The 26,417-nt window shown below is 52.9% G+C and carries 31 protein-coding genes; 26 read left to right on the forward strand and 5 right to left on the reverse strand.

Annotated features, from left to right (window positions below; genetic code table 11):
- Positions 1–3: 3 nt before the first annotated feature.
- From fliF to PJU76_RS12800, 8 genes are read left to right on the forward strand one after another with little or no spacing between them, the layout of a single operon-like run.
- A complete protein-coding gene (gene fliF / locus PJU76_RS12765) occupies positions 4–1,767 on the forward strand; it encodes a flagellar basal-body MS-ring/collar protein FliF (protein ID WP_271779815.1) in 1,764 nt (587 codons plus the stop codon).
- Complete coding sequence (fliG, locus tag PJU76_RS12770; protein WP_271779816.1) at positions 1,767–2,798, forward strand: flagellar motor switch protein FliG; 1,032 nt, start codon at positions 1,767–1,769, stop codon at positions 2,796–2,798. The genes fliF and fliG overlap by 1 nt, the downstream gene beginning before the upstream one ends.
- The gene (locus PJU76_RS12775) at positions 2,798–4,222 is read left to right on the forward strand and encodes a flagellar hook-length control protein FliK (RefSeq protein WP_271779817.1); all 1,425 of its coding nucleotides are present in this window, start codon (positions 2,798–2,800) and stop codon (positions 4,220–4,222) included. The genes fliG and PJU76_RS12775 overlap by 1 nt, the downstream gene beginning before the upstream one ends.
- A gap of 3 nt (positions 4,223–4,225) precedes the next feature.
- Positions 4,226–5,398 (forward strand): flagellar motor switch protein FliM, encoded by a 1,173-nt coding sequence (gene fliM / locus PJU76_RS12780; RefSeq protein WP_271779818.1) that lies wholly within the window; start codon positions 4,226–4,228, stop codon positions 5,396–5,398.
- 4 nt (positions 5,399–5,402) lie between these two features.
- The gene (gene fliN / locus PJU76_RS12785; protein ID WP_271779819.1) at positions 5,403–5,768 is read left to right on the forward strand and encodes a flagellar motor switch protein FliN; all 366 of its coding nucleotides are present in this window, start codon (positions 5,403–5,405) and stop codon (positions 5,766–5,768) included.
- A 3-nt stretch (positions 5,769–5,771) separates the two neighbouring features.
- A complete protein-coding gene (fliP, locus tag PJU76_RS12790; RefSeq protein ID WP_271779820.1) occupies positions 5,772–6,458 on the forward strand; it encodes a flagellar type III secretion system pore protein FliP in 687 nt (228 codons plus the stop codon).
- A 47-nt stretch (positions 6,459–6,505) separates the two neighbouring features.
- Complete coding sequence (locus PJU76_RS12795; protein ID WP_226825057.1) at positions 6,506–6,766, forward strand: flagellar biosynthetic protein FliQ; 261 nt, start codon at positions 6,506–6,508, stop codon at positions 6,764–6,766.
- The gene (locus tag PJU76_RS12800) at positions 6,748–7,476 is read left to right on the forward strand and encodes a sigma-70 family RNA polymerase sigma factor (protein WP_271779821.1); all 729 of its coding nucleotides are present in this window, start codon (positions 6,748–6,750) and stop codon (positions 7,474–7,476) included. The genes PJU76_RS12795 and PJU76_RS12800 overlap by 19 nt, the downstream gene beginning before the upstream one ends.
- A 14-nt stretch (positions 7,477–7,490) precedes the next feature.
- Here PJU76_RS12800 and PJU76_RS12805 read toward each other — a convergent pair whose 3' ends face one another.
- Genes PJU76_RS12805 through flgA form a run of 3 tightly spaced genes read right to left on the reverse strand, consistent with a single transcriptional unit; the run spans position 7,491 to position 8,704 of the window.
- Positions 7,491–7,787: a hypothetical protein gene (locus PJU76_RS12805; protein WP_271779822.1), complete on the reverse strand. Its 297-nt coding sequence runs from the start codon at positions 7,785–7,787 to the stop codon at positions 7,491–7,493.
- Complete coding sequence (locus PJU76_RS12810; protein WP_271779823.1) at positions 7,784–8,128, reverse strand: hypothetical protein; 345 nt, start codon at positions 8,126–8,128, stop codon at positions 7,784–7,786. The genes PJU76_RS12805 and PJU76_RS12810 overlap by 4 nt, the downstream gene beginning before the upstream one ends.
- A gap of 12 nt (positions 8,129–8,140) precedes the next feature.
- A complete protein-coding gene (flgA, locus tag PJU76_RS12815) occupies positions 8,141–8,704 on the reverse strand; it encodes a flagellar basal body P-ring formation chaperone FlgA (RefSeq protein ID WP_271779824.1) in 564 nt (187 codons plus the stop codon).
- Between the two features lie 78 nt (positions 8,705–8,782).
- Between flgA and PJU76_RS12820 the strand changes: the two genes are divergently transcribed.
- From PJU76_RS12820 to PJU76_RS12905, 18 genes are all read left to right on the forward strand, one after another.
- Positions 8,783–9,547 (forward strand): FliH/SctL family protein, encoded by a 765-nt coding sequence (locus PJU76_RS12820; RefSeq protein ID WP_271779825.1) that lies wholly within the window; start codon positions 8,783–8,785, stop codon positions 9,545–9,547.
- On the forward strand, positions 9,547–10,872 hold the full coding sequence (locus PJU76_RS12825) for a FliI/YscN family ATPase (protein WP_271779826.1): 1,326 nt from the start codon (positions 9,547–9,549) through the stop codon (positions 10,870–10,872). The genes PJU76_RS12820 and PJU76_RS12825 overlap by 1 nt, the downstream gene beginning before the upstream one ends.
- Positions 10,872–11,309 (forward strand): hypothetical protein, encoded by a 438-nt coding sequence (locus tag PJU76_RS12830; RefSeq protein WP_271779827.1) that lies wholly within the window; start codon positions 10,872–10,874, stop codon positions 11,307–11,309. Before PJU76_RS12825 ends, PJU76_RS12830 begins: the two co-directional genes overlap by 1 nt.
- A 14-nt stretch (positions 11,310–11,323) precedes the next feature.
- On the forward strand, positions 11,324–11,584 hold the full coding sequence (locus PJU76_RS12835; RefSeq protein WP_271779828.1) for a flagellar biosynthetic protein FliQ: 261 nt from the start codon (positions 11,324–11,326) through the stop codon (positions 11,582–11,584).
- On the forward strand, positions 11,569–12,333 hold the full coding sequence (locus PJU76_RS12840; RefSeq protein WP_271779829.1) for a flagellar biosynthetic protein FliR: 765 nt from the start codon (positions 11,569–11,571) through the stop codon (positions 12,331–12,333). Before PJU76_RS12835 ends, PJU76_RS12840 begins: the two co-directional genes overlap by 16 nt.
- Positions 12,334–12,336: 3 nt before the next feature.
- Positions 12,337–13,485 carry an EscU/YscU/HrcU family type III secretion system export apparatus switch protein gene (locus PJU76_RS12845; protein WP_271779830.1) on the forward strand — a complete coding sequence of 383 codons (1,149 nt, stop codon included), beginning with the start codon at positions 12,337–12,339 and terminating at the stop codon, positions 13,483–13,485.
- Positions 13,478–15,574, forward strand: coding sequence for a flagellar biosynthesis protein FlhA (gene flhA / locus PJU76_RS12850; RefSeq protein ID WP_271779831.1), 2,097 nt, complete (start codon positions 13,478–13,480; stop codon positions 15,572–15,574). Before PJU76_RS12845 ends, flhA begins: the two co-directional genes overlap by 8 nt.
- Complete coding sequence (locus tag PJU76_RS12855; RefSeq protein ID WP_215861046.1) at positions 15,574–16,014, forward strand: flagellar basal body-associated FliL family protein; 441 nt, start codon at positions 15,574–15,576, stop codon at positions 16,012–16,014. The genes flhA and PJU76_RS12855 overlap by 1 nt, the downstream gene beginning before the upstream one ends.
- A 12-nt stretch (positions 16,015–16,026) precedes the next feature.
- Positions 16,027–16,908 (forward strand): flagellar motor protein, encoded by an 882-nt coding sequence (locus PJU76_RS12860; RefSeq protein WP_271779832.1) that lies wholly within the window; start codon positions 16,027–16,029, stop codon positions 16,906–16,908.
- Positions 16,905–17,768, forward strand: a complete 864-nt coding sequence (locus PJU76_RS12865) for a flagellar motor protein MotB (protein ID WP_271779833.1) — start codon at positions 16,905–16,907, stop codon at positions 17,766–17,768. Before PJU76_RS12860 ends, PJU76_RS12865 begins: the two co-directional genes overlap by 4 nt.
- A 19-nt stretch (positions 17,769–17,787) precedes the next feature.
- Complete coding sequence (gene cheY / locus PJU76_RS12870) at positions 17,788–18,186, forward strand: chemotaxis response regulator CheY (protein ID WP_271779834.1); 399 nt, start codon at positions 17,788–17,790, stop codon at positions 18,184–18,186.
- On the forward strand, positions 18,183–18,815 hold the full coding sequence (locus tag PJU76_RS12875; RefSeq protein ID WP_271779835.1) for a protein phosphatase CheZ: 633 nt from the start codon (positions 18,183–18,185) through the stop codon (positions 18,813–18,815). The genes cheY and PJU76_RS12875 overlap by 4 nt, the downstream gene beginning before the upstream one ends.
- 2 nt (positions 18,816–18,817) lie before the next feature.
- Entirely contained in the window at positions 18,818–20,764 is a 1,947-nt protein-coding gene (locus tag PJU76_RS12880; RefSeq protein WP_271779836.1) for a chemotaxis protein CheA, read from the forward strand.
- Positions 20,761–21,381 (forward strand): hypothetical protein, encoded by a 621-nt coding sequence (locus PJU76_RS12885; RefSeq protein WP_271779837.1) that lies wholly within the window; start codon positions 20,761–20,763, stop codon positions 21,379–21,381. The genes PJU76_RS12880 and PJU76_RS12885 overlap by 4 nt, the downstream gene beginning before the upstream one ends.
- A complete protein-coding gene (locus tag PJU76_RS12890) occupies positions 21,359–22,114 on the forward strand; it encodes an oxygen-binding di-iron domain-containing protein (protein ID WP_271779838.1) in 756 nt (251 codons plus the stop codon). The genes PJU76_RS12885 and PJU76_RS12890 overlap by 23 nt, the downstream gene beginning before the upstream one ends.
- Before the next feature lie 223 nt (positions 22,115–22,337).
- On the forward strand, positions 22,338–22,481 hold the full coding sequence (locus PJU76_RS12895; protein WP_271779839.1) for a hypothetical protein: 144 nt from the start codon (positions 22,338–22,340) through the stop codon (positions 22,479–22,481).
- A 10-nt stretch (positions 22,482–22,491) separates the two neighbouring features.
- A complete protein-coding gene (locus PJU76_RS12900; protein ID WP_271779840.1) occupies positions 22,492–23,448 on the forward strand; it encodes a chemotaxis protein in 957 nt (318 codons plus the stop codon).
- A gap of 55 nt (positions 23,449–23,503) precedes the next feature.
- Positions 23,504–25,120, forward strand: a complete 1,617-nt coding sequence (locus PJU76_RS12905) for a methyl-accepting chemotaxis protein (RefSeq protein WP_271779841.1) — start codon at positions 23,504–23,506, stop codon at positions 25,118–25,120.
- Between the two features lie 146 nt (positions 25,121–25,266).
- On the opposite strand, the gene PJU76_RS12910 is transcribed toward PJU76_RS12905, so the two are convergent.
- Together PJU76_RS12910 and PJU76_RS12915 are read right to left on the reverse strand one after the other, a co-directional pair.
- Positions 25,267–26,115 (reverse strand): hypothetical protein, encoded by an 849-nt coding sequence (locus tag PJU76_RS12910; RefSeq protein WP_271779842.1) that lies wholly within the window; start codon positions 26,113–26,115, stop codon positions 25,267–25,269.
- On the reverse strand, positions 26,099–26,317 hold the full coding sequence (locus PJU76_RS12915; protein WP_271779843.1) for a hypothetical protein: 219 nt from the start codon (positions 26,315–26,317) through the stop codon (positions 26,099–26,101). Before PJU76_RS12915 ends, PJU76_RS12910 begins: the two co-directional genes overlap by 17 nt.
- Positions 26,318–26,417: the final 100 nt, after the last annotated feature.

Here is a 26,417-nt window from a genome sequence, read left to right on the forward strand (position 1 = left end):
CGTATGGCATCCAGGCTACAAGAGATCAGCGATCGCCTACAGCACACCTGGGCAGAAGCCAGCCAATCAAAACGCCTGGTGATAGCAGGCACCGGAGCCATGGGTCTTGCCGCCCTTCTTGGTATCTGGGCCTGGGTCAATCATACCGATTATGCCGTGGTGTATTCTGGCCTCAACCCGCAAACAGGCGGCGCCGTGATCGCGCTTCTCCAAAAAGAAGGTACCCCGTTCAGGCTAAAGCAGGGGGGCTCCACCGTTGAAGTGCCTGCGGCGGATGCTGCCCAGGTACGCCTGACTCTGGCTGAGCAAGGGCTGCCGACACAGGCATCCAGCGCCTTATGGAAACATCTACAAAATGAGAAACTGGGCACGTCCAGCTTTGTAGAACACACAACCTATCTGCGCGCCCTGGAAGCCAGCTTGGGGCGCGATATCGAGTCCATCCACGGCGTTGAAAAGGCATCGGTAAACCTTGCGCTTCCCGAGCACACCCCGTTCCTTGAAACGATGCCTAAGGCTAAGGCTGGTGTCACGCTACGACTGATGCCAGGCGTAACGCTGAGCAACCAACAAGTCTTTGGTATTGCGCATCTGGTAGCGTCCAGCATCCCCGGACTATCCAGCGCGGATGTAACGGTGGTTGATCAAAACGGTCACGCGCTGACCGCGAAGACGCATGGAGCCAACGCTTCCCGGATACTGCATTTGCAGAACAGCGTCGAGGCGCACTACCGGAAGCAGATATTGGCCCTTCTGGCTCCCCTCGTTGGCGGTGCTCGGAATGTCCGGGTCGTCGTCGATGCTCGCCTGGACCTTGCTAAGGGACAGCGCAGCGCGGTAACTTACGGAGTGGGGCATGTGGTGACGGCAGCCCTGTTGTCGACACACAGGAAAGGGGATCTGGATGGCGGTTCGTTTGGTATTCCCGGTGCCCTGTCCAATCAACCACCAGGGGCACCGCTGGCACCGCTGACTGCCCCGATCAGCAGCGCTCCTACAGCGCTAACCTTGAGCGAAATCAAGGCGATGATCCCCGCCTCGCAAAAAAACGACCAGCATTTTCGTTATGTCCTCGATAAAACGGTTGCTTTTAAGAAGGATGCACCATGGCGATTACGAGACCTGTCGGTCTCCGTACTGGTCAATGGAACCGTTCTACCGTCCACCGCGACGGCCACATCGGTGGTTGCGCCAACGGCATCCACGCTCTCTATAAAAGGCGCGATCGCTACGAAAAAAACGGTAAGCAGCATCTCCAGTATGCAAATATTCACTGCCCGGGACCTGCAATCCATGCAGAAAATGGTGGACAATTCCATCCATGCATCGGCGCAAAATGGCACGGTCGATGTGGAGGCCATGCCGTTCCGTGCGGCGCCGACAACCCACCGTGCCTGGTGGCAACAACTCTCTCCATGGAGAATCTGGCATGCCATAGAATGGTTCCTCTTTGCGTTGGTGGCCCTTCTCTTGCTGAGAAAACCCATCCGGGAACTGATGCAAGGGCTATCCAAACGCCGGGGGCCGGAAACTGTATCTCATGCCGCAGTAGCGCAAGGCCCTGTATCTGAGGACCAGCGACATGGGGCTGGCACTACGCCACAGGTGCTGAATGATGATGGTGCGGTCCTGGACTTTTCGGGCGTTGGAGAAGGACGACTGGCAGAAAACATGGAGACCATAAAAGCCTTAATCCGCAACGATAGTACCAGGGCGCTGCAAGTGGTGCGCGAGTGGATTGGTGACTTGGGCGAAGGAGAAGGTTGATGGCCGACATACCGCCAGGACGTAGCCATTTAAGCAAAGGGATCGACTATGCGGCGACATTTTTGCTGAGCATTGGCCCGGATGAGGCCGCGGTGCTCATGCAAAAACTTGCGCCACGAGAGGTACAACGGCTTGCCGCAGCCATGTCCAGACCCCGCAAAATTAGTCGGGAGGTGCTGGAAACCGTTATGCAGGATTTTGTGGATCGGTTGCGGCACCAAACCTCCGTTGGCGGCCAAGGTGATTCCTATCTCCGCGAGGTGCTGGCCAAGGCCCTCGGAAAAGACAAGGCCACAGAAGTTTTGGATCGAATTGTTACGGGTGGTGAGTATGCTGGCCTGGAAATCATCAAGTGGGCCGATGCCAAAACGATAGCTGAAATGATTCGCTTTGAACACCCTCAGATCGTGGCCTCGATTTTGGCCCATCTTGAAGCGGATAAGGCGGGTGACGTTCTTCACAACCTGCCCGACCGAATTATCCCGGATATCGTTTTTCGGCTCGCGACGATGGTCCCGGTGGCCCCCAACGCGATTCGAGAACTCAATGAAGTTCTGGATCAGCAATTGTCTGGACAAATTACCAATACCATTGTTCAAGGAGATAGTGGTGGTCCGAAGGCGGCGGCAGAGGTGCTGAATCGCCTTGAGCCCAGCCGCATGAAGTCCTCTCTGGACTATGTGCGTGGACTAGATGCCGTGCTCGCCCAGAAAATTGAAGATAACATGTTTACTTTCGAGGATTTGAAGGAACTGGATGGCCGCTCTTTACAGTTGATCCTTCGCGACGTGGATCGAAATGTACTTGTCACAGCAATGAAAAACGCCTCGGACATCCTTAAGACTCAAATATTTGCCAACATGTCTGAGCGTGCCGTCGAGATGCTTCGTGAAGAGATGGCTTCGCAAGGCCCTATCCGCCTATCCGAGGTGGAAAGCGCTCAACGCGCCGTATTGTCGGTCGCTCAGAAGCTCGATCAATCCGGCCAGATCGTCCTCAATCGTGGCGGCGAAGATACGGTGATCGGCTGATGCGTAATATCATTCATACAGACTTACCAGCGTCATCGACAGAAGGATCGCACTTGGCCAACACTAAAGTGTCAAATCAAGCCGCCCCAACGAGTTTCTCAGCACAATTGCAAATAGCAAAAACGCAGGCTCACAAAGCCTTGCAGCAACATCCAGCAGCATCCCGAAAAGACCCAGAAAGCGCCGCTGGTACAACTACTAGCGGGACTGCGGCGCAATCAATACCACCATCCAATACAAATGCACCGCTCGCTCCGACACAGGCACCGAACATCATGCCGGTGAATAACCAGATGGTAGACCCGAGAGGTATGACACCAGCGAGGTCCACTCAGGGACGATTGCAAACGTTTTCGCACGCACAAAATGATATAGCAAAAACAACATCAGGAAGCACACTTTCAACCAACATTACTGCCCTTTCAGAATCAGGCCGACATTCTGCCGTGCTCCACGGAGCCGTGGACAAACTACACCCGCAAGGGTACAGGACGCCGCTTCAGCAATCTGCGCAGCAGTCGTTGATGGTCACCCCGGTGGCGCGATCCATGGGGCCTTTGCTTCCGCAAAATATCCGGTATGACCATGTTATCAATTCACATCAAGCAGCAATCCACATGGCGGATGCGGGCCTGAGAGAAAGCATTCCATTACATCAGAAGGCACCCAAAGGTGTCGTAATATCATCATATACTAAAAAGAATAATGGCAAAATAAACATGCAGATAAGTCTTGATGCCGAAAATAAGAACAAAACACCTGTCGGAATCACGAACAAGATTGCCGCACTTATGCCACAGGTGGTAGTACCTAATGCTGCTATTCAACCCTCTCAAACCACGGCAGCAAACGGGTTCAACAGTCCAGCAACCTCGACAGCAGGTGGGGTGAACCTATTGGCTACTGGAAGCGCCCCCCTCGTAGGAGTTGCCAACCCGTCCGTAGCCACCGCCAACTCATCTGCCATTCAGGAATCGTGGAACCAGCTAGCACCAATCGACCTGACTCAGCCGGGCTGGCAACACGTCATCGCCGGGCGTATTCGGCAAACGCAACAGGGCAGCATGCTACAAATACAAGTGCATCCACATCACCTCGGCCCCATTTCTATGCAAGCATCGAATGGTGCAAATGGCGTGATTTCTGTGTGGCTACAGGCGTCCAATCCCCAAACGCAAGCGCTGCTCCAGCAAGCCTTACCGGATATCAGCCAGAGTCTGTCTAAACTTGGGTCCAATGCATCCGTGGAAATGGGCACTAACGCTTTTGGAACTTTCGGGTCTGGCGCACAGGGTCACGCTCCCAATCATGGGCGCACTGGGGAATCACCTTCTCGCCCATTACCAAGGGTGCCAAAAAACCCGGAATCATTGGTCATCGATTCCGTAACATCCACAGTTAAGGGCTTTGAGTCCTGGATATAACGCATGTCTACAGATGAAAAGAACCCTTTGCAGGGCGCCGACCCTTCACCACCTGAAACAATATCTGCCACCGTCAACCAAGATGATGCAGATACTACGGAAACAGCCGATGATACGGCGGTTTCTCAGGATGATGTTGATGCCTTGATGGGTCTGGGAGTCACTCCACCCATAAACACCCTCTCCGTCCCTACACCACGGTCAACACCGGAATCCGTCCCCGGTTTCGAATCTAAGCGGGGAGATCAGAAAGCGGGTAGAAACGATGCGGTATCTATCGACATCCTCAACCAAGATCGTGTCGCGCGTAGTCGCATGCCGACCATGGAAGTGCTGAATGATCGCTTTGCGCGCGCCTTTCGCGGCAGTCTATTTAATTATATGCGCGTCAACGCCGACATCATACCCACTTCAGCGCAGATGACTAAGTACGGGGATTTCATCGGGAAAATTGCGTTGCCCTCCTACTTTGTAATGGTCAACATGACCCCACTGCGTGGTTCGATGCTGTTTATCCTGGATCCCTACCTATGCTATGCCGTCATCGAGGCGTTCTTTGGCGGCAATGGTAAACTTGAACCCAAATTAGAAGGACGTGATTTCAGCGTTATTGAACAACGCGTTTTCAACCAAATCGTAGACCATGCCATTGCCGATTTCACCTCCGCTTGGGATCCGATCGTCAAGCTGCAGATGAAAGTCACGCGATCCGATGTCAAGGCGCAGTTTGTGGGCATCGCCGCAAGCCCAGAAATCATAGTAGCCAGTAGCTTTGAAATCGAGATGGAACGCTGGCGTGGCAAGTTCTTTGTGTGCTTTCCATACCATTCCGTCGAGCCTTTTCGTGAACAATTGATCTCGGGCGTTGCCGCAGATCAGACGGAAATGGATGTTACCTGGAAAACGGCTTTGCACAAAGATATTCAGGACACCTGTGTTGAGGCCACCGTTCTGCTCGCGGCAAGAAATATTACTTTTGGTGAAGCCTCCAAGCTTCAGGCGGGGGATATTATCCCTTTTGACAAACCTGACATCGCGACACTTTTTGTCGAGGATATTCCCATTGGGGATGGGCGATATGGAGTGTCTAATAGAAAATATGCTTTGTGCATCACCCAATATCGGTCTCCTGATGAGGAAGACATCTTGAAAGCGGTTCAGATAAAGAAGGAATAACAATATGGCTGAAAACTCTGTGAACGCACTCCCCATGGAAGATTTTTCTGCAACCACCGATGAGACCGAGAATAGGGAAATACCGGCTCCTCCTGGCGGCAAGCCCTCCTTAGACATGCTTCTCAATGTTCCCATGCGCATTTCCGTTGAATTGGGGCGTGCGCGGATCCCGGTGAAAAGCATTTTGCAATTGTCTCAAGGGTCTGTAGTGGAACTTGATCGTGCATCTGGGGAACCCTTGACGATTTATATTAATGGCGAACTTTTTGCCTACGGCGAGGCCGTATTGGTCAATCAGGAACGGTTTGGAGTGCGCCTGACATCGATCGTCAACCGAAGCGAACAAATCAAAAATCCCCGGGAGCCATAAACCATGGCTGGAGGAGTTCCACTGCTTGCAGCCGCCACCGGCAAGGCGAGTGCTTTGGTAACATACTCGTTGCCAGTGCAGACTGTTATTCTGATGACGATGCTGATGTTTGTGCCGGCCATTGTACTGATGATGACTGGGTTTACCCGTATTATCATCGTCCTCTCCCTGCTTCGGCAGGGTTTGGGATTGTCCACGATGCCGCCTAATATTGTATTGGTTGGCTTGGCGCTTTTCCTGACGTTCTTCGTCATGCAACCAACTTGGTCACAAATCAACCAGCGCGCCTTGGAACCCCTAGAAGCAGGAACCATTACCGTTACTCAGGCGATAAGTATAGGTGCTACACCATTACGTACGTTTATGCTGAAAAACACCACCAAGGATGCCACTGCAGAGTTCCTGCGCATGGATGGCATCAAAAAGGCACTGCCTACAGCAGCGGCCATTCCCATGCGCGTATTGATACCCGCATTTGCCGTTTCACAATTGGAATCGGGATTCGAGATCGGTTTTTTAGTATATCTGCCGTTTCTGGTTATTGATTTGCTGGTCGCGGCAGTACTCATGGCCATGGGTATGATGATGGTCTCTCCGCAGACCATTTCCATCCCCTTAAAATTGATGCTTTTTGTATTGTCCGGTGGCTGGCTATTAGTAACGGGCACCCTCGTCAGAAGTTTTTCATGACACCCGAGTATCCATAAAGGCGATTCAAAATGATCCATGATGGATGGATGTTGAGCGCTGTTACGCAAGCAGCCCACACCGGAGTTTTGATGGCGTTACCACTGCTTGGTGCCGCACTGGTGGCAGGAATAGTCATTGGCTTTGTTCAGGTGGCCACGCAACTCTCGGATATGAGCGTCGGATTCGTGCCCAAGGCATTCCTTATTGTGCTGGTCCTGTTCATAGGCGGTCCTTGGCTCGTATCCCTCTATACCCATTACATGGCACGGCTCTATATGGAGATTCCGCATTGGGTTCAGCACCGATAACACTCTGCGAGCAGGACACCAATGCCTATCTGCGTGAATATTATCCGCTGATCCTACGTCTGGCTCAACGGATTCAGGACGGTCTGCCCTCGCGTAACGCATACGATGACCTCGTGCAGGCAGGCATGCTGGCCGCATGGGCATGCGCAGGTCACCATCAACGATTCGCTGCGCCGCAAGAATTTGTCAAACTGCTTGCTGTGCGCATTCGCGGCGCCATGTTAGACCTGCTGCGGGAAGAAGATTGGGCACCACGTCGACTGCGAAAAAAAAATAAATCGCTGGAGATCGGAGCGGCCCACTGCATTCAACGCCTACAGCGCTATCCTAATGACCAGGAGTTGGCCGAAGCTATGGGATGGTCAGTCCATGAACTCCATCAGCATTGGAGTGAAATCGGACGCGCCGCCCCCCTATATTTGGAGGATGTGCTTCCTGCGCATTCGGAACTCATGGACGACACTGCGCAGCCACATCACCGCGCAGAGCGCGACGAGGCTAAAACATTTTTAACGGAGGCTATCGCTGCCTTATCGGAGGAAGAGCGTACCGCTCTTTCCCTATACGTCTTGGAAGAACTCACCTTGGAAGATGTTGCGCATGTGATGGGATTCAAGAGCAAGAATACTGCTCTAAAGTGGGTTACTCAAGGAATCACCAAATGTCGCGCTTTTTTATTGGCGCAGGGTCTTGATGCCGAATCAGTCTAGCCGCCCCGCAGACATCACTTCACTTTATGAGCTACCATTGCCGATGAGATTGCCAACCAACGCGTTGCAGTGGCCTTTGCATCTACCGCGTAGTTTCCAGATTGGACCTGTCCACGCAGACCTTCAAGACGCGCAAGATGCGCAAGATCAGAAGAAACCGGTTGTGGAACAGCCTCACCCATCACTGGTTGGACGGCTTTTTTTGATGTCGCCGGCAACGATATCGGCGTACGTGATACCACGTTTTTGGTCTCTAGGGAACCCAAAGAACCACCGCTGGCACTGCTTACACCACCCAATGGATTGTTCATTGCTGTCCTCCCGCCGCGAACGGCGAAGAATCAACCTCACCGCCTATATACTGGTGCATCAACTGTTGGTGTGCCTTTCGCCAAAAACGCAACGCGCTTTCGACCATCATACCATTATCTGTCGATTTCTGTAAGACTTCCTGCAACAACTCTCTAACCTCCGACGCTATTGCGCCATCAATCTGAAAAGACTCCATAAGTCGCGTTTTTTCATCCGCAACCTGCACCAGTCGGTCATAATCGCCATTCGAGACGGCCAACCTCTCGGCATCAAGTAGCACGTTCATGGCTCTCAGATTTTCCATTACCCCAGCCAGGTGGGCAACATATTTTTTCTTCATCAAGCCATCCCCTTATGATTTACCGGATGTAAGCAATATCTTTCCATCCGGTTGAACGATTCCAGTGACCACTTTGCCACTTTCTGTGTTGCGTACCAAAAGCGCGGAACCGACACGCCCATCATTCAGGGCAACGCCCTCGGCGCGTATGCGCACATTCCCAAAGCGGGCTTCCAGAGTTACCTGCTGCCCCTGATGAATGATTTCTGGCGCCACTAGGTTTTGTGGGTCAATCTTCGCTCCAATATTTACATTAGCATTTAAAACTTTCCCAACTACGGCCTCCTCAGAAAAACAGACCGGGCCCGTCTCCGCCGAGATCAACTCGCGCCGAACGGTCAAGTCCTGATGTTTTATTACGACACCTGCGCGCAAAAAGTCCGCGGCCAGGACAACAGGTCGCCATAGTGTGAAAGTGAATGGCACATAAATGGTCCAACGCGGCGTAGCACAAGACACCGCCACAGTTGCCGTCCAGGCGCTACGGTCCGTCATTCGTGCCTGCAGCGGACTTCGGCAGGCGGTCAGCCAACCATGCGTCGTTGGTGCCAGCGCAGTTACCTGAGCATCGGGCATAGGATTTTCCCGAATCAAGACCAAGCGCGCCGCCTGCACTACCGAAGTCGCGCGTTCCCATTCGGCCAGATTCCCCGCATGTGCTTGAATAATATATATGCCAAAGAAAATAAGTATGGCGGTATATTTATTGCATATATACCCTTTATGAACGCAACACACATTACCCCCTTTCTTTTTTCCAGTCTGGACGCTTCAGGTCAGGAGCCCCGACTAGAGGAGAAGGCATTATCTGTGCCAACGGCGGAAGAGATCCAAGCACAAGTGTTCGCCGCCGCACAAAGGGATGGCTGGACAGTAGGGTATGGCGAAGGTTTCACCGCTGGGAAAGATGAAGGCTGGATCGCTGGAAAACAGGAGGGCCGGATCGCCGGAAATACTGAAGGTTTAGCTGCTGCGGCGACAGAGGTAGTTTTTCTCCGAACCCTCGCCGCAGAGTTGGCCAACTGGGAAGAAGAAACGAGAGAATTCGTAGAGAGGATGACACTTTCTATCGCATTGGATGTGGCTCGTTTTGTAATTCGCAAGGAAGCGCGAGAAACCACGGCGGGCGCACTCCAGCAACAATTGCAGAATTTGCTCAAGACACTACCATTGCCCACTCTGACGCCCCACTTGGTCTTGCATCCAGACGATATTGAAAGCCTGCAGGACTCAGCCCCTGGGGCTTGGACAATTACTCCTGATCCACTCATGGAACGGGGTGGGGTGCGCGTGCAGGCCCGACCGCCGGAAACATCCGGACAGACGACTGGTGCCGAAAAATTCACCATGCCGGAATGGGATGCCCGGATCGAAACTCGTTGGGGGGAAGCCCTTTCCAAGCTCACGGGGGCCGACTGATGCGGATGCTAGCCCAAGCCGAAATACATTTGCGAGATCTCACCTCCACCCTTGGCGACTGGGGGCCACCGCCCATTTCTGGTCATGTGCTACGCGTCAATGGCACGGCCCTCGAAGCCGTAGGCGTATCCGCCATGATTGGCCAATATACCCGGCTGGAAACGCCGGAGGGATGGCGTTTGGGTGAGGTCATCGGATTTTCCGGAGACCGCGCCACCATCATGCCCTTTGGCGGCCTACGCGGTATTTTCCCCGGTGCGCTGGTTACCCTGATGGAGCAGAACACTTCGGTACCGGTCGGCTCGGCCCTGCTTGGGCGTGTCGTCGACGCCATGGGTCGACCGCTGGACGGACGTCCCCTGCTTGCGCCAGAGCGTCGCCCGCTGAAAAGCCCGGCGCCACACCCCATGCGTCGCCAACGCATCCGGGAGCCTCTAGATGTCGGAGTTCGTGCTATCAATGGCCTGCTGACGATAGGAGAAGGGCAACGGGTCGGCCTGTTCGCCGGCAGTGGTGTGGGTAAAAGCGTCCTCCTCGGAATGATGGCACGACATGCCGCAGCCGATGTCGCTGTCATCGCGCTGATCGGTGAACGCGGTCGCGAGGTCCGGGAATTTGTGGAAGATATTCTCGGGGATGGTCTACGGCATGCGGTGGTCGTTGTGGCTACAGCAGATGCACCACCGGTGCTGCGCATGCGTGGTGCCGAGTATGCCACCGCCATTGCCGAACATTTTCGCGATCAGGGCCAGAAGGTCGTACTGATCATGGACTCCCTCACACGCTATGCCATGGCCGCCCGCGAAGTAGGGTTGGCGGCGGGGGAGTTACCCGCCACCAAAGGCTACCCGCCTTCGGTATTCTCTTCCTTATCCTTATTGACCGAACGTGCCGGAACGGGAGAAGTCGGGGCGATCACTGCTTTCTATTCGGTGCTGATGGAAGGAGATGATCTGCAGGACCCGGTAGCGGATACCGCTCGAGCCATCCTTGATGGACATATCGTTCTCACTCGGGATCTCGCTGCCAACGGGGTTTTCCCGGCCATTGAACCGGCGTTGTCCGCGAGTCGAGTAATGGCGTTGGTAACAACACCGGAACACCGACAAGCGATTCAGCAATTTTTAGATTTATGGGGCCGTTATAGAGAGCGCTCGGATCTGATTGCCATCGGCGCCTATGCCGCAGGGTCCGACCCATTGCTAGATCAGGCTGTATTGCAATTTCCAGCATTGCGTCAGTTCTTGCAGCAATCGCCGACGGAATCTAGCGGGTTCACAGACAGCCTCCGCGACCTGCAAATGGCTATCGGAAGCACAAACTGATGCAACCAAAAACACTAAAACTCTTGCAGGCCGTGGCCACGAGAAAAGTGCAAATTACGGCACAACAGGCCGCTGAGCAACAGCGCCGACTGCAACAAGCCACGGCACATGAAGTCTTGTTCTTACAACATGCAGCCAAGCTGGAAGTGCGCACCCGAGAATGGCTTGATCAGGATTCAGGATGCCCAACTCACCTGCTTCTCGGTGCCCAGCACTTCCATAAAGCCATGCGCACGGCACTGGATCTTCAGCATTCCACCATCCTGCACCTTCAGGAAACGCAGGCGGTCACCGCCACCACGGCCGTCGCTGCCCAACGTTTGCAGCGACAGATCATGCATCTCTCCACACAACAGCAGCAAGGGGAAGCAACCACTCAACGGCAGCAGGAACAGCGTCTCAACGACAATCTCTGTACGCGACCGAGAGTTACCTAACAGTGACTACTGACATGATCACCAAACTACTCCGCCAGGATCTTTGGTATGCAATGATCGCCTTTCTCCCGGTTGGTTTAGCCACGGTCGTTGTCGGGTTGTTGGTCACCATTCTACAAGCCTGGCTGCATTGGAATGATGTGTCGCTCTCTTTTGTTCCAAAAATAATCGTCACGGGGATTATTTTTATTTTTGGCTGGTGGATCTTTGTATCCGCATTTACGCAATGGTATGAACAACTTGCTCAAGCGGTGCCGTTATGGCTGCAACACTGATTACGTTTACACAGGCACAAGTCGACGGATGGGTTGAAACCACCGTATGGCCGCTCACCCGTATTTTGGCTTTTATATCGGTGGCTCCGTTCTTTTCTTCTAGCTGGTTGCCGACCTTCTGGAGACTTGGTTTTGGCGTTGCAGTCACCTGGGCCATTATCCCCACGCTGCCAACCGCCATTACATGGCCGGGCATGGCTGTTGCCGTGATCGTCCTGACGGTGCAAATGGTCATTGGCGTTAGTCTTGGTCTCCTTTTCCGAGCCATGCTGGGAGTCATCGAGCTAGCCGCTGGATGGATCGCTTTGAGCATGGGACTTGGGTTTGCTACTACGGTATCCCAGCAATATGGAGAACAAAGCAACACCCTTAGCGAGCTATTCTCTTTTGGCGTCTTGCTCCTCCTTATTGCCGATGGCGCCGTCCTCGGAATGCTTCATGTCGTGGCCATGAGCTTTCAGGTGTTTCCAATAGGTTTTTTTTGGCCAAACTGGAGCTGGTTGCATCTAGCCAACTATGGGCAGGTGATATTTACCGACGGCATTCTCATCGCCCTACCGGTCATCATGATGGTACTTGTCGCCAATCTTGGGATGGCGGTGATTGCCCGCGTCGCGCCACAGATCAATCTTTTCGCCATCGGTTTCCCGATCTTGATTCTTGTGGGTATGGCTGGACTTTATGGACTCATTCCTTGGCTACCGCGACTCGTGGAACACATCTTCTCTCTTACTGTGCGGATGGTCTGAACGATGGCAGAAAAAGAAGACCGCACTGAGCAGGCGTCGCAAAAACGATTGGATGATGCCCGCGAAAAAGGGGATGTTGCCCGTTCCCAGGATTTTACTTCGGCCTCCGTGGTTATCGGGGTTGCCGGGCTTTTATTGAAAATTGCCCCAGTGACGGGTGCCGATCTCTACAATAATCTGGTGATCTCCCTGTCACCACCGGTTGGGACACACGCACTGCTGAATCCTCAGGACCTCTTTCGGAATATCTTTAACGACTTGCGAACAGTCATCAGCGTTTTTCTGATCGCTGGCACGGTAGCCTTGCTGATGGCGGTCGGCGGAACAATTGTCATCGGCGGATGGACCTTTTCTCCGCAAAAATTCTTCGACATTGGTCGATTGTCCTGGATGCAGGGGATCATGAAACCATTCTCTAAACAGGGCGCCACGCTCCTGCTGGGCGATATCATGAAAACCATGGTGTTAGGTACGGCTATGAGTCTGATGCTCTGGGACCAGAGGGAAGAATGGTTCGCGCTGCTGACAGAGCCACCCCATGCCGCAATCCCTCATGGTTTGAAGGCACTGGGGGGAGATTTTATGATTTTTGCCTTGCTGCTGCTCATCCCAGGAGGGGTGGACGGCATCCTTCAGCGCCGAATGTTTGCCGCCAAGATGAAAATGTCCAAGGAAGAGATCAAGGACGAGTATAAGGAATCCGAGGGCAACCCCATTGTTAAATCGCGTATACGGGCACTGCGCCGCAAAATGGCAAGAATGCGTATGATGAAGGCCGTCGAAACGGCTACGGTGGTGATCGTGAATCCCGACCATTACGCCGTTGCGCTGCAATTTCAGGAATCCATGGCCGTGCCTCAGGTGGTGGCTAAAGGTGCGGACATGATAGCCGAACGCATCAAGGAACGGGCACGCGCTCATCAAGTCCCCATCCTTACAGCCCCACCGCTGGCCCGTGGTCTGTATCGATTCGGTGAGATTGGTGCATCCATACCAGAAGGTCTGTATGAAGCCGTAGCCGTTGTCCTCGCCTACGTGGAACAATTGAATCGCGCCAAAGCAGGTTGTGGGGCAGCACCGCGCGACTGGGGATCGCTTGAACTTTCCGCCGAGATCGGCAAAGAATTTGAGGAGGCAACCCAACATGGCTGATCCACAAACCATCAAAGCCTCGTCCGGCGCCATCCCAGCTCCTGCTGAACTGTGGGCGAATTATCAGTCGCTGCTCGGGCCACTGGTACTTATCATGATCCTCACAATGATTGTGGTTCCCCTACCACCCATTCTGCTCGACGTGTTGTTCACCTTTAATATCACGTTTTCTCTGCTTATCCTGTTTGCTGCGTTGCACGTCAAAAAACCACTCGATTTTTCAGCGTTTCCGACCGTGTTGTTGCTTGCCACACTTCTTCGCTTGGCGCTTAACGTCGCCGCGGCACGGGTTATTTTGCTGCATGGGTTTCACGGTACTCAGTCCGCCGGGATCGTGATTGAAAGTTTTGGTCGCTTCGTCGTGGGTGGAGATTATGTCGTGGGCATTGTCGTCTTCGCCATCCTGATCATTATCAACTTTGTCGTCGTTACCAAAGGATCTTCCCGCATCGCTGAGGTCGGCGCTCGGTTTTCCCTAGATGCCATGCCTGGCAAGCAAATGGCTATAGATGCAGACCTAAACGCGGGCATGATCACGCAAATCGAAGCACGCCGCCGTCGTGATGAGGTCAGCGCCGAATCGGATTTTTACGGTTCTATGGACGGTGCTTCCAAGTTCGTGCGCGGCGATGCCATCGCCGCCATACTCATTATTATCATCAATCTTGTTGGTGGCCTGATCATTGGCGTATTCCAGCACAATTTGTCACTCGCTGACGCTGCGAAAACATACACCCTGCTTTCGATTGGAGATGGATTGGTCGCACAAATTCCTTCTTTGGTCATTTCCATGGCGGCTGGCATCCTCGTCAGTCGTAGTGGCACTGAAGGTGAGGTGGGTCACTTGGTTAGTGGGCAAGTGCTCGGAGGCAACCGCAAGGGGTTGCTTATCACCGCCGTTACTTTAGGTATAACAGGCATCATCCCCGGCATGCCCCACGTTGCTTTTTTGTTTTACGCTGTATTGACGGGTATTTTGTGGCAGGTGCTGCAGCACCGGGCCACAGCCACAATGGCGACACGGGCGATGGCCGCTCCGCCCCAAGAGCCTCCGACAGATGTTGTGGATTCCAATATCTTGCGTCCGGTGGAACCGCTCTCCATAGCCATTGGTTATCAGATCATTCCGCTCATTGCCGAGGGTGGAGACCTGCAGAAACGACTTAATCTACTGCGGCGGCGGACCAGCGAAAATCTAGGCTTTTTACTTCCCAGTATTCATGTTCATGATGATCTGACTTTGCATCCCGGCGGCTATCGCATTCAAGTGCATGGCGTTCGGGTCGCCACCGGCGATGTACGCGTAGGCTCTCTACTAGCCATATCAGGGAAAACTCCACTGCCCCCCTTGGAAGGTATCCATACGACCGATCCGGTATTTGGAGCTTCCGCATATTGGATTGCTGCGGAGCGCAGTGATGATGCAGAACTGCTCGGCTACACGGTCATTGATCCGGCCACGGTAATCACCACACATACCAACGAATGCCTAACCCGTTATATCGGCGAACTTTTTGGTTTGCGACAAACCCAGGAGCTGCTTGATATCGTCGCAGCACGCAACGGAAAGTTACTGGAGTCGGTTGTCCCGCGCGTCATCTCCGTACCCGCCTTGAGCAAGGTCTTGCGGGAACTGATCGTTGAGGGGGTTTCTATCCGTGATATGCCGACCATCCTTGAAACCCTGGCAGAAAACGGACAAGAAGGTGCCAGCATGGTGCAAACCGTGGAGATTATTCGCTCACGCCTCGGTCGTCAGATACTGAGCGTGCTGGCACCCGACGACCCCATTCAGACCGCCATACTTGGGCAGTCCATGGAACAACTTTTACTGAATGCGGTGGAATCAGCCGGCCCAAATGGAATGCCTGCTCTAGAGCCTTCTATCCTGATGCACCTCATGCAAGCACTACGGCAAGGCATCGAAACAATGCAGGCACAATCGTTAAAACCGCTGCTCGTGGTACGTGACCCATTGCGCCAGGCACTGTCCACCTGGCTACATTCGGCGGGATTGACGATGGCTGTGGTCGCTTTTTCCGAAGTGCCTGGTGCAAGGCCGTTGAAAAGTGTCTTGGAGATCTCCTAATGAACAAAAAAATCTTGATCGGTGGTTCCATCCTCTTGTTGTTGGCACTCGGAGGTGGTGGAGCATGGTGGATATTGCATCGGCCAACGGTCACCGCCACACCAAAACCATATATTCGGCAACTAAATTTCAAATCCTTTGTGCTGTCGGTGCAGGGCCCGCATGGCACGCCGCATTATCTGGCAATCAACATGTCCGCAGTGATCTCCTCTCCTGTGGCGCTCCCCGCTACCTGGGCGGTTACGCACAAAGCGATGTTACGTGCCAGCGTGCTCTCCGCCTTGCTGCGGCTTCCCGATATGAATGAGGCAATTACAAAGCCACCGGTCCGCGCCGCACTAAAAAAATCTGTGCGTCAGGCAGTGCTCCAGGTACTGCGTCAGACAGATTCCCAGGCTACCGTGACCGATCTTTATATCACCAAGCTGCTTATGCAATAGGAAGTCGCCTCCATGGCCAACGAAGAAATCAAAAGCACACTAGATGGGCGGGGCTACAAAAAACCCACGGCGAAGAATCGCCTGGATTTACTGTTCCCGTTTGGACTCGCCGGCGGCTTCGCGGCACTGTTAGGTGCTGCCATGGTGGATGGCACCAGTCCAATTGCCTTTCTCAATCTGGCCGCGCTTATCATTGTCGTAGGCGGGGCTGTCAGCGCATCCATGGTGCAGCATCCATGGCCCATCGCGAAACGGGCGCTACTGATAATCAAATGGGGATTTTATCCCCCTCATTATGATCCCGCTGAGTTTATTGATGAGATCATCGATTGGGCCAAAAAGGCGAAGAGCGGCGGCCTGCTTTCTATGGATGCGTTGATCGAGGGGGTTGAGGATCCTTTCATGCGAAAAGGCCTGCAGATGGCCGTGGATGGTATCGAATCTGTTGTTATTCTCAAAACCCTGCGTCTGCGCCTACATACGCAAACCGAGGTAGATATGATGGCGGCCAGCCTTTATGAAGCGGCTGGGGGATATGCGCCTACTTTTGGCATCATGGGCGCGGTAACAGGGCTCATCGAAGTGATGCACCACCTTAATGATCCCTCTACGCTGGGCACGGGGATTGCCGCCGCTTTTGTGTCTACCATTTACGGACTGGTCCTGGCCAACGTAATTTGCATTCCAACAGCCAATCGTCTGCGCGGAGTGATCTCGGAACAACTGGTGGCTCGCAATGTCTTTTTAGACGGACTCGCGGGTATTCTGCGGGGTACCAATACCATGGAATTACGAGAGGTGCTGGAAAGCTACTATTTGCCAAAAACCCCAACTCCACCACCCCACGATACCGAGAAGTCCGCCCCCCTCGCCGACATGGGCAACGCGGCATGAGCACCAAAAAAGCAGACGACTTGGAAGCATTGGATGAACAGCGGCGTAAGCGGTCCGAGAATGCGGCTGGAGCGGATCGATGGTTGATTTCCTATGCTGACTTCATGACCTTGTTGCTGGCCTTCTTCATCGTGATGTTTGCCATCTCTCAAGTAAACAAGGCCAAGGTTGAAGGTTTCGAGCAATCCATGCAAGTTGCTTTTGGTGGAAAACGACCCGTGACGGAAACGGCCCCACCCAAAGCTAACGCGCCCTTTCATCATCTACCTTCTCCAGTGCCGCTGATTGCCGTCCCACCCGCAGTCGCCCAGGCCATTCGTAAACAGGAGCTCGCCATGATGCGGATGCGAGACAAACTGGAAAAAGTGCTACAACCACTGATCAATACCCATGAGGTCAGCATTGCTCACACCCCAACGGGGACCAGAATAAGAATCAATGCCAGCGTCCTCTTTGCTAACGGCAGCGCCCAACTTCAGCCCGAGGCGCTCCAAATCGTCGATGCCGTGGGGTTAGTACTAAAGCCCCTCCACTATCGTATTTTCGTGATCGGTTATACGAATAATCAACCGATACGTTCCGCAAAGTATCCGTCGAACTGGTACCTCTCATCAGACCGGGCGCTCTCGGTATTGAACAGATTTTTGCATGATGGTGTGAATCCATCTCTCCTGAGTGCTGTAGGTCGCGGCAAATATCATCCTGCCGTTCCCTATACCCAGAAAACCATGCAGCAAGCGCTTGCAGGAAATCGACGAGTTACCATCGTCGTGCAAGGGAATACGCGCATTATCATGAGAGAAATGACGCGCACGGCGGAACAGGAGCCGACAGACACACCGAACGCCATAATCAATTAAATGCTATCGGAGGAAATCAGTGAGCATCAACACCACCCTCAAATACTTAGTTGTCGATGACTTTGCGACCATGCGCCGAGTTGTGAAAGGACAGCTTCGAGAACTGGGCATTGAAAACATGGACGAAGCGGAGGATGGGGTAGACGCGTTGGTCGCGTTACGCAAAGGTGAATTCGGCTTCGTCATAACCGACTGGAATATGCCCAACATGCAGGGTATCGATCTGTTACGCGCCATTCGTTCCGATCCCCTCTTGCACCACCTGCCAGTGTTGATGGTAACGGCAGAGAACAAGAAGGAAAACATCATTGAAGCTGCCCAGGCGGGGGTCAACGGATATATTGTCAAGCCTTTCACCGCCGACGTGCTCAAGGAAAAACTAGAAGCCATTTTCAAACGTCTGGAGGCCGTGCGATGACGCGACGTAAAAGAAGACCGGCTATCGCCACTGATTGCAAGTCGGATACCGATAGGATGCAACCGCTGTTAACGGCCAACTCATTCGTGGGCATGCCGACGCAGTCAAATGGATTGCGCCTGCTGGCAGAGGCTGACCTACTCCTGAATGAGGGGCTGAGACGTATCGCTGGTGCAGGTGATGATCTGCCAGATGCCTGCAACCCGATTGAAGAAGCCTTGGCGTTGTCCGAAACCCAGACGATGAATACTTTAGAGGCACTTGAATCGGCCCAAGCCGCTATTCGACGGATTGAGAGTGTTCGGCAAGGCTTTATCGACAAGGACGTCCTGGAAATCAAGGCGGCCATGGCCACCATTCTAAACTCTCAGCAAGGACAGGATTTGGCTGGACAGCGCCTCAAAAAGGCACTGCGTCTTTTGCATGCGGTGGATGACCGTATCAGCCAGGCGTTGACAAGCTTGCAAGACGCTATGGGAGTGCCCCGCATGGAAACAGTTGATATTGCTTCCACACCGGAAAAACCACCCTTTGTGCACACTGACGCACCGGCTTTGGATGCGGCGATTCATGGGAAACATGTTGAACAGGATGATGTAGATGCTCTTTTGGCCGAGCTGGGAATATGACCATGGATATGGAAATTCTACAGGACTTTCTACCAGAAGCGACGGAATTGCTTCAGAAGGCACAGAGCGAGGCGCTGACGTTGGAGAAAAACCCCGATGACGCCAATGCCATCGCATCCTTGTTCCGCGCCTTTCATACCCTGAAGGGCGGGGCGGGTTTCCTGGAAGCTACGGCGATGGTTGATTGGTGCCATCATTTGGAAGATTTACTAGACAAAGTGCGCAACAAAAGCCTGCGCATTACGCCCGAGATGGTGGATGTCATCCTAAAGGGGATTGATGTAATACAGGGCATGTTAGGTGCGTTGCAGGCAGGCGATTATCCAACCATCGGTCCGGAGAGTTTGGGAAAGATAATTCAGGAGATGGCCAGTGGGCAATCTTTAGTGGGAGCTTCGAAGCAGTCGAAAATTCCAGATGTGGCGGCAACATCTACACCCGCGGAACATCCTTCACTCAACGTATCCAATACCCTATACATAGAACATCGCTCCCGTGAGGACGGTTCGGAGGGTATTTATCTCCAACAGCAGAGCGTGGATTCCACGTGTCCTGTTGGTAATGGAGAAGATATCATTACGGAGGATGAGTTCGAACAGTATCTCGATCAGCTATACGGTCCCGGCCAAAAACCTGGAGATTGGCCAGCAACCTCTCTAAATCTCCCTGTTACTGAAGAAATCACAGTTGCTCCCCTAACAGTCCAAGACCAGATAAAGCCAGTACCAACAATGAGCAAAGCAGCAGCCCAGCAGGACAGTCCACCTGAAGTGGCTGAAACCACTCTGCGCGTTGATGCCATGCGCTTGGATGCAGTCATGAACCAAGTGGGAGAGCTCGTACTTCTGCGCAATCGCCTCGCCTCAGCTGTGGGTGGCCTCAGCGAAGAGAATGAGGATATGGCCCGTATTGCCCGAGAAATGGACCTCACTGTCAACGATATCCAAAACACCGTCATGCGCTTGCGCATGCAACCGTGCAAACGCCTTTTCCAGCAGTTGCCCCGGGTAGTGCGCGATGTCTCGCGACAATTGGGCAAGGAAGTCAAGTTGGAGATTGTGGGCGAGGATGTGGAGATCGACAAGGCCGTCGTTGATGCTCTCGCCGGCCCCATGACGCATCTAGTGCGCAACAGCTTGGACCACGGCATCGAAGGTCCCGAGGAGCGTGCCACCGCCGGCAAGGCGCGCACCGCCAATTTGCGTGTCGCCGCCATCCATCTCGGCGACAAGGTGCGCATTGAAGTCTCCGACGACGGCAAAGGCATTGATCGACAGTTTGTCACCCAAAAGGCCATCGACAAAGGGGTCATCACCGCCGAGCAGGCCGTCCGTCTCTCGGAACAAGAGGCCTTGGAACTCATCTTCAGACCCGGCTTTTCCACCAAGGACCAGGCCACAGATCTATCGGGTCGGGGCGTCGGTATGGACGTGGTCAAGGAGACGGCTCGTAAGTTACGCGGTCGCCTGGATCTCCAGACCCACCTCGGCCAGGGTACCAGCATCGCCATGGAATTTCCCCTTACCTTGGCCGTGTTGCCGGTCCTCTACCTGCGCTTGCGGCGGGATATCTACGCCCTGCCAATATCAGCCATCGACAGTTTGACCGACATGGAGGCGCATCGCATCCATCGGCTGGCTGGTCGGGTTACTTACCGGGTTGATGACACTCAGATCGTACCGCTGGTAGACCTGGGGGCCATTCTACAGAATAAACCCATGCGCATGGATTCCGAGAGCGTTGAGGGGGTACTGACCGAGCGCGGTCTCTTTATTGTCTCCGAGGTACTCGGCAACGAAGATTCAGTGGTAAAACCCATCGACTTCCTTGCCGACCAGAACTGGTACCAGGGCGCCACCATCTCCGGCAAGGGCGGAGTCGTCCTCATTCTGGATGCCGGGGCGCTGGGCGCAGCCGCATCGCTCGCCGCTGAAGGATCTGTCCAATGAATATTCAACGCATCATGATGATCGTGGACGCTTCCTACCATACTCGCCGCACCATCGAACATTCACTACGCGAGATCGATCGACGTGCTTTGAATGCCATGGTGCTAGTCAAGCGTCATGGCAACGCGCTAGCGGGGTATGGCGTGGTGGCCCAGGCATTTCGCGAGCGTGCGGCCAACCTCAAGGAAGCGGCATCCCATCTGCAGGAATCCATCGCTCCTCTCATCCAGGCCCACATGCGTATTCTGCAGCACCGTAGTTATGCCGATCTTTTCCATCGGAAAATGCAGGAAATGTATCACTACGACATAATCTGCCCCACATTCGTTCGCACCGAAAAAACCTGGGAGCGGGTCATCCTCGCGGAAGAGGCAGCAGCGCTTACCGTTCTACGCCAACTGATTAAAAACGTGGAGAAGCTACAGGAAGGCATTGCGGAGCAAGAATATGTGGTCATTATTGGCCGCATCGAGGCCGCGCTCTCCGAAGGCACTGGCGCACCATTGATGCGGGTATCCCGGGACATGGGAATGGCAGTGGCCACGGTGCGGGATGCCATCTGGAAATATCATAACAAACTGGAGGAAATTCTGCATGAAAGCAACATCGGTATTTGAAGCGGGCAACCACCGCTGGTGGATCATTTACGACCAAAATGAAGACCGAGTTATCGACTCTAATGTCTATGTTATGGAATCCAATGAGCAGAGCATTCTGCTGGATCCCGGCGGCTTCGAAATTTTTCCCCAAGTCTTTGCCGCCATGGTGGAGGTGGTGCAGCCTTCCACCCTCCAGGCCGCCTTCGTTTCCCATCAAGATCCGGACATTGCCTCCAGCCTACCCTTATGGAACGCCTGTAACAGCAATATCCAGTGGCACATGCCAAAGCTCTGGGAAGGTTTCATCCGTCACTATGGAGCACTGGACGCGAATTTTGTGGGTATTCCCGATGAGGGGGGGGAACTCGTCATCGGCGGGCGCAAGCTGGAATTCATCCCCGCTCACTACCTGCACTCCTCGGCCAACTTCCACGTCTATGACCCTGAAGCTAAGGTTTTCTTCTCTGGCGATGTGGGAGCGGCATTGCTGCCGTCGGGGCACAGTGCTTGGGTAGAACTGCGTGATTCAGATTCCAGTAAGGCCTTCGATGATCATATCCAGCACGCCAAATTCTTCCATCAACGTTGGATGCCCTCCAAAGAGGCCAAGAAAGATTGGATCAGTCGTGTTAACCAGCTGGATATAGACTTTCTCTGCCCTCAACACGGCGCTATCTATGTCGGAGAAAACGTACAACGTTTTTTGAGCTGGTTTGATGCGCTCGATATTGGCACCGCCATATCCCGCTGAAAGAGGCTGGACAAGCAAAAATGGGAAGTCGCCGCCAGGTCGGTGGAGATTGGGAATCAAATGGAACTCTCTGATTCATCTAAAAAGTGAGCAGAAATATGAATCGCGGACTATTACTGAATTATGCGCAGGCCTTGCTGGACTCCATTCCCAGCCTGGGAATCATGAATCGCACTGCCTTGGATACCATAAATTTCCACCATGGGCGCTTCAACTTCATCAAATGGCTCAAGCCATCTGGGTTGCCCAGCAATCGGGCAACCGGGAGGAAACCATCCGGCAGAGCACGGAACTCTCTCGCCTGGAGCAGGATATTCTGGACAAGTTAAATACCCTGAGTACCGCCATCCGTCACCAGAACATGTAAAGGAGCCCCCATGAATGATGTCTTGCAGGAAGTAGACGAGCGTTCAAAACTCGCCGGCACCAACAAATTTGAGCTCTTGATCTTCCGCCTCGGAGAAGATCAAAACACCCATACCAGAGAAATTTTCGGGATCAACGTATTTAAGGTCCGCGAGGCGCTGGTCATGCCACCTATCACGCCTATGCCCGGAGCGCCTGAACATGTACTTGGCGTGGCGAATATCCGCGGCCAAATTATCCCGGTGCTCGATCTGCCTGGCGTGGTGGGCTGCGTACCCGCGAGCCGCAGCATACTTCTGGTTACCGAATATGAGCGTTCTATTCAAGGCTTCGCCGTGGAAGAGGTGGAAGAAATCCTGCGACTGGAATGGAGCCGAGTGATGTCCGCCGAGGGGGCAGCCGTAGGAGGCATGGTAACGAGCTTTGCTCGTCTAGATGAAGATGCGGAGGCGGGACGTGTCGCCTTGGTTTTAGATGTGGAGGCTATTCTGCGAAAGGTGCTTCCTTCGCGTTTCATGATCGGCGATGAAATGGTGCAAACCCATACGGTGGACATTCCCCAGGGATCCGTAGTGCTCTATGCCGATGACTCAGGTGTTGCCCGTAGCCAGATTGAAAAAGCTTTGAGTGCCCTTGGATTACCCTTCATCGGCACCAAGACAGGCAAAGAGGCATGGGAGCGGTTACAAGTTTTGGCGCAAGAAGCCAAGGCTGCAAATATACCTATTCGCCAGAAGGTGGCTATAGTCCTGACTGATCTGGAAATGCCGGAAATGGATGGGTTTACCTTGACCCGTAAAATTAAGGAAAATGAGACGCTAAAGGCCATTCCTGTGGTTATCCACTCCTCCCTGTCGGGGTCCGCGAATGAATCCCACGCGAACAGCGTCGGGGCCGATGGTTATGTCGCTAAATTCGTGCCCGATGAACTTGCTCGAGCGGTGACTAAGGCGGTAGGGGCACTGTAAGCTGGAATGATCAAATTGTCGCGGTAGAAGAGACACCATTAAAGAGGAATATAACATGAAGGTATCATTGAATATGTCTGCCATCTCATTCACAAAGCTAGTTCATTCGTTGATGTGGAGCGCCATAGTGGCCTTAATTATTATCTCTGCAACAGCCACCTGGACGCTTTTTATGGCAGAACAATCGGGGACAGATACGCTACATGATGCCGAGCGTACCGCCGCCCTAATTGATTTTCGTCAGAGCGTAGATGCCAATATTGCTCTAACAGGCATTCTTGCGACAGAACAACAATATGAACCGGTGGTTTACATAGCCCTCAAGCGTGGAGAGGAAAAGGTTTCTCAATCTTTTGCCCGATTACAGCGCGTATCTCCAGCAATAGCAAATAGTTTTACAGGGCCAGATAATATTTTGCAAAATGCGAGCAACAAGGTCTTACTTTTGTCAACAACAATGAATCAGTCAGGTGCGTTGACGGCCTATCAAAATAATTTTTTGCCCGATGTAAAGAAGTTCAATAGTGGTGTAGACGCTATTGTAGCCCGTCAGAACAAGGCTTCACAAACTGCCATAAAAGAAAGAGAATCCGCAGATAAACGGGCTATTATATTGCTAATTATAATTGGTCTGGCCGCCATATTTCTAGTTTTTTCATTTGGTTCTATTATTGTACGTAGTGTTGTCCGGCAGCTTCAACGTATCAGTAAAGCAATCCAAAAAATCGCCTCAGGAGATTTAAATGTGAAGGTCCCTGTAGATACCGGCGGACCATTGGGAGAAATTGCTACTGCAACCAACCAGATGGCCACTGATCTATCTACGCTTATTAAGGGCATCAGTGTCAGCGCCCAACAGATTTCAGATACCTGCGTGCAACTCTCCAGCGTGGCAAACACGCTGACTGAAGAGGTCGGCGACACCAGCACTCAAACTGAGAAGGCGAGCGACGCGATGACCAACATGGCCACAACTAGCGTTCGTGTAGCACAGGATGCAGAGGATATATCTAAAATTGCCAGCGCCACCGCTGATTCAACCCAACAAGGAAATACAGCCATTGGTCTGTCATTAGAAGAATTGAGTTCAGCAGGAACTGCCATTATTGGTATGGCACAACAAGTCCAGAGATTGGAAGAATCTTCTCACCAGATTGGAAGTGTTGTTAGCACCATAAAAGAGATCACGGCCAAGACCAACCTGCTTGCTCTCAACGCGGCTATAGAGTCGGCGCGTGCCGGCGAATACGGAAGAGGCTTTGCAGTCGTGGCAGACGAAGTCCGCAATTTGGCAAAAGGAACCGCTGTTGCCGCAGAGGATGTTTCTGCAAAGATAATACATATTCAGTCCCAAATGCAGTCCTTTGCAAGACAAATGGTGCAAACCAATGGGCAGGTGTCGCATGGAACGGAAATGGCTGGAGAGTCCCTGCATCGTCTTGGGTCGATAAACGAGTCTATTGCCAATATTTCGGAACGGGTCGCCGATGTGGCGACCTCCGCAGAAGACTTGAGAAATACTGCAAGCGCTATCAATGATAATATCATGATGATTTCTCGGAAAACTATTGGTATAAACAAGGAGATTGAAACCACGCAAATTCAGATTGTTGCGTTACGGGATGAATCACAGCGATTGACTGGACTCACTGGACGATTTCGGATCACTTAGTTCCATTGTTATGCATTGAAAGCTACAAACTGCTCACCAAGAATTCTAGCGCTGATGCATAACTTTTCAGTCGAGCGGACCTACGCAAAAAGCCGCGGAGGCCGCTCACTGTGTTAAACAGCGTTGGCTTAAAGACCTACCATTGCCTACACATCCTTGAGGTACGCTGCAAAGTTATCAAATCCTGATACCACCTCGCAGGAACAAAATTGCCTTAAAGCCATTTTCGGCTCGTTGAGTAGATTGGCGAGCGCCTTGTCGGTGAAAAATGCGTGTGCACTTGACAATGAGACCTGCGCCGTTGCGAAATCGGCGATATCCCCTTGGTGAAACTTTCGATTTTGAAGGTATCGAACACTCGCGTGGAGGAGTGCCAAAGCCCTCGCAGTCATGAGATGCGTGCTCTGTGGGTTGTCGTGCCAATGGATTAGCGCCATCAGTGCATAAGCCTTAGCCGGCGGAAGGTTCTGAATTGCCGGTCCGTCTGCCACATGGCTCCGCATTATGCCCGTCAACTCTATGAGAAGCGCATCGGGATAGGTCTTGATCTCGTGCTGATGTGCAAGCATGCCCTCATTCATTTCAGCAATACCTTCGTTATTGTCCCATCGGGAATGTTTGTTCGCAGCAGCCATTTCAAGAATGGTTGCTATCGGTAGTGCGTGTAATAAGTCGAGCATCACCTTCTTGAACGCAAGCGTCTCCGGTTCTGGCAACAGATTCGGAACATTTGCTTGCAGTCTGCCAAAAATTTCGACGGGGTGGCAGAATCTTTCAGGTCCTACGCAAATATCCCGATCTGCCTTAAATAGCGCCAATTCCTGGTCAATCACCTCGTTCGGCGGTTGACAGCCGATGCCCATCGAAAATCTGTTAACGAGATCAGTGAGCGTGGAAAGAGAGACGTGATCATCCATCGATTGCAACTCGAACAATGTAGCCAAACCGATCGGGAAGACGCATTTACTGCGGACTAGGTCAGGCGCGTTGCCCATCAGGATCCACCGCCAGCCAAGAAAACTCCAAGATAAATGACCTCTTGAGTGATCTCACCGGCATTTGCTGGGTATAATCGAGCTGCAGACGAGGATGAAACCCAGGTTCGACCGGCCTGAAGAGCGTCATGACGCCTCCAGGCTGCATAATATGATTGGCAAGCGTTTTATTATGCAGGAACAGGCTACGGATGAGTTCCATGTGTTCACCGACAATAGAGTATCATCCCAGAGCCTGGGTGCATCCCTGATTACATTGGACTCGGCTATTGGTTGCGTCGACTACACGCCTTGGCATCAAT

This window comes from Acidithiobacillus ferriphilus (assembly GCF_028215975.1).
Lineage (GTDB): Bacteria > Pseudomonadota > Gammaproteobacteria > Acidithiobacillales > Acidithiobacillaceae > Acidithiobacillus > Acidithiobacillus ferriphilus.